The following is a 2,413-nucleotide window of genomic DNA, read 5'->3' on the forward strand; positions in this document are numbered from 1 at the left end:
ACTTCTGGGCGGTACCAAGCTCAATTTCCTTGTCGGTATCTTCGATGGTTTCGACCACCCGCTTGATTTCCAGCACCTCGAGGCTACCCTCCTGGGGATCCAGGTGTACCTCGATGATGGGGCCTTTGCCTTCTTCTTCCACTTCTTTCTGGCGAAAACCCTTCTGTCGCAGATAGGCCAGCCGAAGGGCTTCCTCGAAGTTGGAAATCAACTCATCGTTGGTGACCCCGCGTTCGTGGGCTACCTGGGAAAGGGCATCTACAAAGTCTTTGTTCACGGATTGTTCCTCCTCTGTTGGAAGCCGATAGCGAATGGCCGAGCGCGAAAACGTTTTGAGCTATGGGCTATCAGCTACTGGTTCATCTCGGTTTATCCGGCCACTCAGCGAGGTTGGCCTTGAAGGTACCCAGCTTGAGGATGCGCGTCTCGTCCTTATCGAGCAAAAACTCCACCTCGTCGCCCCTGATCAGTCCCACCCGCCCGCTAAAGTTGCCCTCGCTGCTGCGCACCCTGACTTTCAGGCCCACAAAGCGTTCAAAGTGGCGGGCAGTGTAGAGCGGGCGGTCAGGCCCCGGCGACTCTACCTGCAGCAAGTAGCGCTCAGGCAGTCCGGCCTCGAGTGTGTCCAGCCGGGCACCCAGGGCACGGTTGGCCCGCTCGAGATCCGAGACCGAGACAGGCACCTCGTCCTTGCGCTCGATGCGTACCAGCAGAACCCGGCTCTTGCCGCTCTTGAGGCTGGCCTCGAGCACGTCGTAGCCGAGTGGTGACAACACGCTCTGAGCCAGTTCGTCCAACTGGTGTAAAAGCGCTGCCGATCCCGGCTGGGAATTGTCCCGCTCCACTCGATCACCTCCCCCCCAAGAAAGAAGGGTGGGTTTACAACCCACCCCCCTCGAAATCCTTGGGAGAACGTACTACTCAGCAGTCTATCACCATTTGGTGAGAGGGTAAAGTGAGGTGGGTTGCGAAAAGCCAGGATTTGAAGGCGATGGGCTTGAGGATGGTGTGCCCAACGACTCTTTTTACGCTACCGAACCGGCGGACTGGTTCCGGGTAGTGCGAAACATAACCTCAACTTCTAGACCAGCTTACCCGGATCGGTATTACCACCACACACCAAAACGCCAATGCGCTCGCCCCGGCTGGGTTTGTAGGCCCCGGATAGGAGGGCGGCCAGGGCCGCAGCACCGCCCGGTTCGGCGACGAGCTGCATGGTCTTCCACAACGCTTGCTGTGCAGCCAGGATGGCCTCGTCCGAAACCAGTCGAACCGGAGGGAGGTACTTCTGGGCAATTTCAAACATCAGATCGCCCACGCGCCTGGCCCCCAGCGAGTCTGCGGCGATGCCAGCGGTCTTTACATCAACCGGTCGCCCGGCTTTTGCGACTCGTAGAGCGATGGGCAGCTTTCAGGCTCCACGGCGATCACCTGCACGTTGTCCTGGAACCAGGCCGCGATGCCTCCGATCAGGCCGCCGCCCCCCACGGCTACCAGAACAGTGTCGAGATCGGGGGCTTGCTCATCAAACTCTTTACCCACCGTCCCCTGACCGGCCAGGGTCTCGGGGCTCTCGTAGGCCGAAACCCACAGGGCGCCGGTTTCCTGCTGGCGCTGGAGGCAGAGCTCCAGCGCTTCGGCATAGTTGGCTCCGCCGATATAAAGGTCGGCCCCATAGCTGCGAATTTTCTCCACCTTGGGCGGGGTCGAGACAGTGGGGACAAAAATCTCGGCACGAAGGCCCAGTTGTTGTGCCGCGTAGGCAACAGCAGCCCCATGATTCCCCCCCGAAGCAGCAATTACCCCGGCAGCAGGCACCTGGTGCGAGAGAATGCGGTTAAAAGCCCCTCTGGGCTTAAAAGAACCGGCGTGTTGAAGGGACTCGAGTTTGAGTGTGAGCAGTGCTTCCACTCCAAAGGCCCCTGGTTCCAGCTCGACCACTGGGGTATTGCGGATATAAGGGCGGATGCGCTGCTCGGCCTCGAGGATATCTCGTGGAGAAGTCATAAATACAATATATCCTCGCAGCTCTGGTCTCGAGGTTGTCGCCTCGAGCAATCATGAAAAAGATACTGCAGTGCGGTCTTCCCTGAAGGCGCACCTGGTGGTTCCGCGAGTTAATTTTGGCCGATGCAGTCGCGGTTCACGGGTCGGGTCGAGGGTTGAGCGTTGAGATGCAGTGCCTGATCTGACCTTCGACCTTCAACTTTTGTTTTTCGGTTGCAGCGTGGGACAAGAATGATATAAATCCTGCTACCAGACCACTGAATCGTTAGCAAGGGGGTGCCAGAGAAAAACCCCTCTTTACAGAGGGGTGGCTTGGTGCCGGGAACAGGACTTGAACCTGCACACCCTTGCGGGCGCATGACCCTGAATCATGTGCGTCTACCAATTCCGCCATCCCGGCCCCGGG

2 protein-coding genes, 1 tRNA gene and 1 pseudogene are annotated in these 2,413 nt (G+C 58.8%); all 4 read right to left on the bottom strand.

Annotated features, from left to right (window positions below):
• A partial coding sequence (locus Q0288_RS04920; RefSeq protein WP_299428050.1) for a NusA N-terminal domain-containing protein occupies window positions 1–277 on the bottom strand: 277 nt, incomplete at its 3' end.
• Window positions 278–359: 82 nt separating this feature from the next.
• Window positions 360–845 carry a ribosome maturation factor RimP gene (gene rimP, locus Q0288_RS04925; RefSeq protein WP_299428053.1) on the bottom strand — a complete coding sequence of 162 codons (486 nt, stop codon included), beginning with the start codon at window positions 843–845 and terminating at the stop codon, window positions 360–362.
• Window positions 846–1,081: 236 nt separating this feature from the next.
• A pseudogene (locus Q0288_RS04935) lies at window positions 1,082–2,007 on the bottom strand (threonine/serine dehydratase).
• A 313-nt stretch (window positions 2,008–2,320) separates the two neighbouring features.
• A tRNA-Leu gene (locus tag Q0288_RS04940) sits at window positions 2,321–2,407 on the bottom strand.
• Window positions 2,408–2,413 lie beyond the last annotated feature (6 nt).

The organism is uncultured Meiothermus sp. (genome assembly GCF_937863175.1).
GTDB lineage: Bacteria > Deinococcota > Deinococci > Deinococcales > Thermaceae > Meiothermus.